9 protein-coding genes are annotated in these 6227 nt (G+C 66.3%); 5 read left to right on the forward strand and 4 right to left on the reverse strand.

The features are described 5' to 3' along the window. Positions 1–285 precede the first annotated feature (285 nt). The 3 genes from G1C96_RS09920 to G1C96_RS09930 form a co-directional block, all read right to left on the reverse strand. Positions 286–735, reverse strand: a complete 450-nt coding sequence (locus G1C96_RS09920) for a PH domain-containing protein (RefSeq protein WP_169276428.1) — start codon at positions 733–735, stop codon at positions 286–288. A 96-nt stretch (positions 736–831) separates the two neighbouring features. Continuing rightward, positions 832–1203 (reverse strand): nucleotide pyrophosphohydrolase, encoded by a 372-nt coding sequence (locus G1C96_RS09925; protein WP_169276429.1) that lies wholly within the window; start codon positions 1201–1203, stop codon positions 832–834. Between the two features lie 44 nt (positions 1204–1247). Next, positions 1248–2033, reverse strand: coding sequence for an alpha/beta hydrolase (locus G1C96_RS09930; RefSeq protein ID WP_169276430.1), 786 nt, complete (start codon positions 2031–2033; stop codon positions 1248–1250). Positions 2034–2298: 265 nt separating this feature from the next. Here G1C96_RS09930 and G1C96_RS09935 point away from each other — a divergent pair, with 265 nt between their 5' ends. Then, a complete protein-coding gene (locus G1C96_RS09935) occupies positions 2299–3228 on the forward strand; it encodes a CPBP family glutamic-type intramembrane protease (protein WP_169276431.1) in 930 nt (309 codons plus the stop codon). Positions 3229–3295: 67 nt separating this feature from the next. On the opposite strand, the gene G1C96_RS09940 is transcribed toward G1C96_RS09935, so the two are convergent. Further along, positions 3296–4150 (reverse strand): aldo/keto reductase, encoded by an 855-nt coding sequence (locus G1C96_RS09940; protein ID WP_240945204.1) that lies wholly within the window; start codon positions 4148–4150, stop codon positions 3296–3298. Between the two features lie 83 nt (positions 4151–4233). Here G1C96_RS09940 and G1C96_RS09945 point away from each other — a divergent pair, with 83 nt between their 5' ends. The 4 genes from G1C96_RS09945 to G1C96_RS09960 all read left to right on the forward strand — a co-directional run bounded on the left by G1C96_RS09945 (position 4234) and on the right by G1C96_RS09960 (position 6094). After that, complete coding sequence (locus tag G1C96_RS09945) at positions 4234–4554, forward strand: hypothetical protein (protein WP_169276432.1); 321 nt, start codon at positions 4234–4236, stop codon at positions 4552–4554. 652 nt (positions 4555–5206) lie between these two features. Continuing rightward, positions 5207–5428 carry a helix-turn-helix domain-containing protein gene (locus G1C96_RS09950; protein ID WP_169276433.1) on the forward strand — a complete coding sequence of 74 codons (222 nt, stop codon included), beginning with the start codon at positions 5207–5209 and terminating at the stop codon, positions 5426–5428. Positions 5429–5547: 119 nt separating this feature from the next. Beyond that, the gene (locus G1C96_RS09955) at positions 5548–5769 is read left to right on the forward strand and encodes a helix-turn-helix transcriptional regulator (protein ID WP_169276434.1); all 222 of its coding nucleotides are present in this window, start codon (positions 5548–5550) and stop codon (positions 5767–5769) included. A gap of 100 nt (positions 5770–5869) precedes the next feature. Further along, positions 5870–6094 (forward strand): helix-turn-helix domain-containing protein, encoded by a 225-nt coding sequence (locus tag G1C96_RS09960; RefSeq protein ID WP_169276435.1) that lies wholly within the window; start codon positions 5870–5872, stop codon positions 6092–6094. Positions 6095–6227 lie beyond the last annotated feature (133 nt).

Consider the following 6227-nt stretch of genomic DNA (forward strand, 5'->3'; position numbering starts at 1 on the left):
TCCGAACCCGGAAGCTAAGGCCTGGCACGGCGATGGTACTGCACTCGATAGGGTGTGGGAGAGTAGCACGCCGCCGCAATTCACGTCTGGCCCGGAGGGTGTTCCCCTCCGGGCCTTTTTCATACCCAGGGAGACGTGGGTCGTCACCGGACGATCGCGGAGGGTATCGGGCGCACCGGACCGAACCGGCATCACGAAAGCGGCAGGGCAGAGGTGCCCTCGCCGTCGTGCCTGTCAGACCACATGACGCGTCGGGCGGATGCCGGTAGGTCGTCGGTATCGGTCTCAGTACTGGTCGGGAGAGTCGGCATCGTAGCCGTCGGTCCCGTAGCCGTCCACGGCACCACCGTCGCCGCCGTCATAGCCATCGCCCATGAACTCGCGCGTGCTCACGCGGTTCACGTTGCGCGACTCGTCCACGGCATGCTGGATGATGCGGCGCACCTCGAAGCCGTGGATGACGTTCCTGAGCACGGTCTGTCCGTTCGACGACTGGTCGCGCGTCTCCAGCGTGATCGTGGACAATCCGAACAGCCGCTGCAGCAGCGTGCGGGTGATCGTCATGTCCACCACGCGGAACAGCTTCGTCACGTCGAACGTCTCCCGGAGCACGCCGCTCTTCACCGCCAGCTCCTCGGCGGTCAGCGTATACGTGGTGAACGTGAACGGCGTACGGCACCAGTTGCGCTTGCGTTGCGTCCACAGCACCTCGCCGTCGGCCATTGCATCGGACATGTCGGCTCCTTCCGTCAGGGCATCGGGCATCGACGCTCACCTGCCAGTCTAGCCGCAGGGCACGCGTCGGGACGTCCTCCGTCGCCATCGGCCGCATCAGCGCTCGACGTCGTCTGGCCGCACGCCGCGGGCCAGCCAGTGCCGCGCGATCGCCTCGTCCGGACGGTCCCGCACCGCCTTCGCCGGATACTTGCGCGCGGTGCGCTCCAGCTTGCTCCGCACGATCCCGTCCATGTCCGCGTGCAGCGCGTCGGCCATCATGATGCAGTACATGAGCACGTCGGCCAGCTCGTCCTTCGCGTGGTCGTCGCCGAGCGGCGGCATCTGCGGCGCCCACTGGTAGCATTCGAGCAGCTCAGCCGCCTCGATGCTGATCGACTTCGCCAGATTCTCCGGCGTATGGAACGGTTCCCAGCCGCGCTCGGCCACGAATGCGCGGATCATCGCGATGGTCTCGTCACTGATCATGCTTCCATGCTAGGCCGTCTCGCCTGGCCGTTTTGCCTGACCGCTCAGAACACGTCCGCATCCGGTGCCGCGTCGCGGAAGCCGCCGTCCTCTCGTACGCAGCGCCGCGGAAGACCGCGCAGGAACGCGGCGATGTCCGTGATCTCGTCGTCGCGGATCGCATGACCCATGCCGGGATACGTACGGATCTCGGCGCGTCCCGTCGCGGCGAGGACCGTCTGCGCGGTGCGCTGGTCGCTCTGCGGGATCGTCCGGTCGTCGCTGCCGTAGGCCAGCAGGAACCGGGTATGGCAGTGCGCATCGTCCAGCGCGTCCGGCGTGCGCGGGTCGGGTCGCTCCTCGCCGCGGAACGAGGGACTCAGCAGCACGGCCGCGTCGAACAGCCGCGGATGCTCCACGACCATGCGATACGAGAGATACGCGCCCTGCGAGAAGCCGACCAGCACCAGACGCCGGCCTGCGCACGCGGACGCATCCAGCAGCGTCGTCACCGCGTCGCCCACGGCGCTGCACGCGGCACGACGCTCCTCCACGCCGCAGCCGTCGGGATACCAGTAGGCGCCGCCCATGTACGGGCGCGTGACGGTGCCGGTGAACGAAAGGTAGCTCGGGCCGCAGTCGGCATCGGCCCCCGCGTCCGCCGCGTGAACGGCGCCCGCGCTGGCCGCATGAACGGCGCTGATGACGCGGATCATCTCGCGTTCGTCGTTGCCGTAGCCGTGGAACATCACGAAGACGATGTCGTCGATCCGTCCGGTGCCGGGGTCGGTGCCTCGTTCGGCGTCGTGCCCGTAGTCGGTGACGATGTGGCTGGTCATTCGCAGGTGCATGGCGTCTCCTTGTCGTCTTCGGGCGCGCGTCCTACGAGTCATCGTAGGACGCCGTGCATCGCGGCGCATCGCGGCGTATCGTGTCGCGCTGCGCCGCGCCGTCCGGAGTTGCCATCGCCGTCGTGCTGTCGCCGTCGTCGGCATCGGCACCGACCCGGGCAGCGCCGGCATCCTCGTCCCAGTCACGTCTGCTACAGTGCGCGGCATGTCGAACGTTCGTTCCGAATCCGCCGCCGTAGACCCAGCCGCACCCGAATCGGGTTCCGTGCCCATCCTGGATGCCGAGATCCGCGTCGCGCGCCGTCGCGTGCTGACGGGCGTGGCGGTGACGGCATGCGTCGCCGTGCTGTATTGGTGGGGTTGGCGCGCCGGCATCGTCTCCGCCATCCGCGATCTGACCGGCAATGCGGGGCCGCGGCAGCCGGGCCTGATCACCGCACGCGGGCAGGCGCTGCGGATTCTGGACGATGCGACGCTGACCGCGATGGCGTGCGCGGCGTTCCTCGCGGTGCGGCGGCGGGCCTGCGGGTTCGCGGCGGTGCGAGGGACATTGCACTTAGGAACGACCCGCTCCGAGACATCGCATCCCGGAACGCAGCGGCAGGTCCGACGGTGCTCCAGCTGGCGCGACTGGTGGAACGCGGGCTTCGCGTACTGCTGGTGCATGCTTGCCGGATTCGCCGCCATCGACGTCGCCTCGGCCGTCATTCGCACGCCGTTCTACGACTACCCGTTCGCCACGCGCTACGAGAGCGGCTGGGCCGCCACGCTGTATCTGGTCGCCATGTTCTTCGCCGGACCGACCGAGGAACTGGTGCTGCTCGGCCTGCCGGTGCTGGGCCTGCGCCACGCGGGCGTGCCGTGGTGGGCGGTGACGTGCGTGGCGGTGGCGCTGCGCGTGCCGTTCCACCTGTACTACGGGTGGGCGGCGTTTGCGATCGCGGTGTGGCCGGTGCTGGCCGTGCTGCTGTTCCGGCGGACGGGGATGATCACGCCGCTGATCGTGGCGCATGGCATGTACGACGTCTCCACCGCCATGACGAGTCTGACCGGCGTGGCCGGCTCGTTCTGGCCCGTGGCCGTGGCGCTGGCGATCATGGCCGCACCGGTCGTCTGGGCCGCCTCCGTGCCCGTGCCCGCGGCCGTGCGGCGGCTGCGGACGCGAATGCGCGTCCGCAGCCACCGCACGGCCTGAGCGGGTCCGATCACGGAATCGGCGGATACGGCGGCCGGGGCGGACGGGACGGCCGCGCCGGAACCGGTCAGGCCTCCTCATGCCAGCGCGGGTTCTGGCCGAACGTGTAGCCTTCGGGATTGTCCATCGCCGCGATGTCGCGCATGTCCTCGTCGTCGAGCGCGAACCCGGTCAGGTCGAGGTTGGCACGCTGACGGTCGGCGTGCAGGGACTTCGGGATCGCCACGTCGCCGATCTGCAGATGCCAGCGTAGGATCGCCGCGACCGGCGAGACGCCGTGCTTGGCGGCGATGCGCGCGATCGTGGGATCCCTGAGCATCTGGTTCGCGCGGCCGAGCGGGCTCCACGCCTCGGTGATGATGCCGTGCGCGTCGTCGTAGGCGCGCTGCTCGCGCTGCTGGAAGAACGGGTGCAGCTCCACCTGATTGACCGCAGGGGTCACTCCGGTTGCGCGGATGAGCAGGTCGATGTGGCCGGGCAGGAAGTTGCTCACGCCGATGTGCTTCACGATGCCCTGCCGCTGCGCGTCCACGAGGGCCTGCCACGCCTCCACGAACTGGCCCTGCGACGGGTTGGGCCAGTGGATCAGGTACAGGTCGATGTAGTCGAGGCCCATGCGCGCCACGGATTCCTCGATGGTGGCGCGCGCCTCGTCGTAGCCGTGATGCCGGCCGGGCAGCTTCGACGTGACGATGACGTCCTCGCGCGGCACGCCGGATTCGCGGATCGCGCGGCCCACGATGCCCTCGTTCTCGTAGTTGAACGCCGAATCGACGAGCCGATAGCCGACGTGCAGCGCCGAGACGATGGCCTCGGCTCCGGCGAATCCGTTGACCTTGTACGTGCCGAATCCGATGGCCGGCAGCTCCAGTCCGTCATGCGCCCTGCGCGTGGGGATCTCGGGCGGTTCCATCTGCGACATGCTTGTTCCTCCTTGATGTTGAGATGCATCTCCAGCGTAGGACGATGCGGGGCCCGCGGGGAAGGGATGCCATACTGGACGGCATGAGCGAGAGAACATCACCGGCCGCGGATACGGCGGGTCAGCCGTCGACGAATCGGGACGCGTGGGAGCGTGCGCTCGCGGCGAAGCGCGGTTTCGTACGGGCGGCGCGTGGTCATGGCGGGCGTGCCGGGGCCTCCGGAAGTGCCGGGCTTGCACGGAGCTCGCGGGAATCGGCCGCCTTCGGCGGCGTCGGAGACATTGCCAGTATCACCGGCGGCGAACATGCGACCGTGCGCGCGGGCGGACATGCGGGCGGCGGCCGTGGCTTCATGCCGTTCAAGGCCACCGGGCACAAGGGCGGCATCAGCCGTCAGGGGTGAACGGGCGTGGGCCGCCGGCGCTCGCCGTGCGCTCGCCAGTACACTCACCGACACGCTGAAACATCCATCTGCACATTCGCCGGCGCGTTGATCGCATGATTTGCCGGTGCGCAGGTGCTTGCCGGCACGCCGATCGGGGCCCTGCCCGTGCTCGTCGGGATGGGAACCGGTCGGAGCGTGCCGGGATGTCCGAAATATGGGGGTGAGATGCTGCACGGCCGATCGAGGAGGCTGTTCGGAGTGTCTGGAATGGGGGTATCTGCAGAGTGAGGGGTAGATTCCGCGCATTGCACGCAGATATCTGCATAGTCAGGGTGCCTTTATGGGGTGAACCCGTGTATCCGGGAACACGAACCGGCCATTTTCCGTGGAATCCCAATATGCCGTATATGGGATCCGGCCGTTGAGACACCCTGACTATGCAGATACCTGCCGACAGAGATCGGAATCTACCCCTCACTCTGCAGATACCCTCGTCGGAACGGCCGCGGCCGGTTCCGAACGTCCGCAGGCGAGACCGGCAAGCCGGAAGGCGCGGATATACGGCACAACAGGGCAGATTTCGGGTGTGGTTCTGCGGGGCACTGGTCAACGATGACCGTTCCACTACGCGGCGGTTCAATACAATGGTTCGTTGAGGTAGGTGAGCGTTATGGGTCTGAGGGAACTGCGCTTGAAGCGCGGATGGACGCAGCGAGAACTGGCTGTCAAAGCGGACGTGCCGCAATCTCGAATCGCGTCAACGGAAACAGGAGCTCGTCCCATCGAACGAATGTCGCTAGGCATGGCCGTGAAACTGGCGGATGCTCTCAGGGTCCGTGATCTGAGAGAACTGCTGTTGCCCGATGATGCTTCCGATTCCGATGAGGCCTAGTCTTTGTTCGGCGGTCGGCTGGCGGGCGGATTGGCTGGTCGCGTTCCTGAATATTGCGGTCGTGGCATCTCGTCTCCCGTTGCGGTTCAATACAATGGTTCACTAGGTAGGTGAGCGTTATGGGTCTGAGAGAACTTCGCTTGAAGCGCGGATGGACGCAGCGAGAACTGGCCGATCGTGTGCCAGGTGTTAGCAATGGCCGGATTGGTGATTGGGAGAGTGGACGGCTGGATGTCGCGAAAATGTCTCTCGGCACGGCCTTGAAGTTGTGTGATGCGTTGCGTGTGTCTAATCCGCGGAAACTGCTGTCCGATGATGCTCCCGGTCCAGATGAGGGCTAGCCGTCGTTCAGCGTCGGGCAGATGGAATTGATTGGGCGCGTTCGTGACACTCGTATCCCGTCGTGGTTCAATACAACGGTTCACTAGGTAGATGAGCGTTATGGGTTTGAGGGAACTGCGCTTGAAGCGCGGATTAAGCCAAGCGGAGCTAGGCGCAAAGGTCGGCATGAGTCAAGGACGTGTGGCTGATTTTGAAGCTGGACGCCGAAGCGTCGGCAATATGACGTTGGACAAGGCCTTGGCCATCTGTGATGCGTTGCGTGTGTCTAATCCGCGGAAGTTGTTGCCCGATGATGGTCCGGGCGACGTACAGCCGTCTGAGTGACCGTGTGTGGCTCTTCGCATTTTGGTGTGTATGGGTGGTGGTTTAGAGGTGGGTCTGGATGGCTTGTCCGAATCCGCCTGTGTGGAGCAGGCTTCTGGTGATGTAGTTGTCGAGATTGCGGAAGCCGAGGGCG

Source organism: Bifidobacterium moraviense (assembly GCF_012932365.1).
Classification (GTDB): domain Bacteria; phylum Actinomycetota; class Actinomycetes; order Actinomycetales; family Bifidobacteriaceae; genus Bifidobacterium; species Bifidobacterium moraviense.

Coding starts and splice junctions, on each gene's coding strand:
- G1C96_RS09920 (WP_169276428.1), bottom strand. CDS start 735: ATGTCCGATGCAATGGCCGACGGCGAGGTGCTGTGGACGCAACGCAAG.
- G1C96_RS09925 (WP_169276429.1), bottom strand. CDS start 1,203: ATGATCAGTGACGAGACCATCGCGATGATCCGCGCATTCGTGGCCGAG.
- G1C96_RS09930 (WP_169276430.1), bottom strand. CDS start 2,033: ATGCACCTGCGAATGACCAGCCACATCGTCACCGACTACGGGCACGAC.
- G1C96_RS09940 (WP_240945204.1), bottom strand. CDS start 4,150: ATGTCGCAGATGGAACCGCCCGAGATCCCCACGCGCAGGGCGCATGAC.
- G1C96_RS09945 (WP_169276432.1), top strand. CDS start 4,234: ATGAGCGAGAGAACATCACCGGCCGCGGATACGGCGGGTCAGCCGTCG.
- G1C96_RS09950 (WP_169276433.1), top strand. CDS start 5,207: ATGGGTCTGAGGGAACTGCGCTTGAAGCGCGGATGGACGCAGCGAGAA.
- G1C96_RS09955 (WP_169276434.1), top strand. CDS start 5,548: ATGGGTCTGAGAGAACTTCGCTTGAAGCGCGGATGGACGCAGCGAGAA.
- G1C96_RS09960 (WP_169276435.1), top strand. CDS start 5,870: ATGGGTTTGAGGGAACTGCGCTTGAAGCGCGGATTAAGCCAAGCGGAG.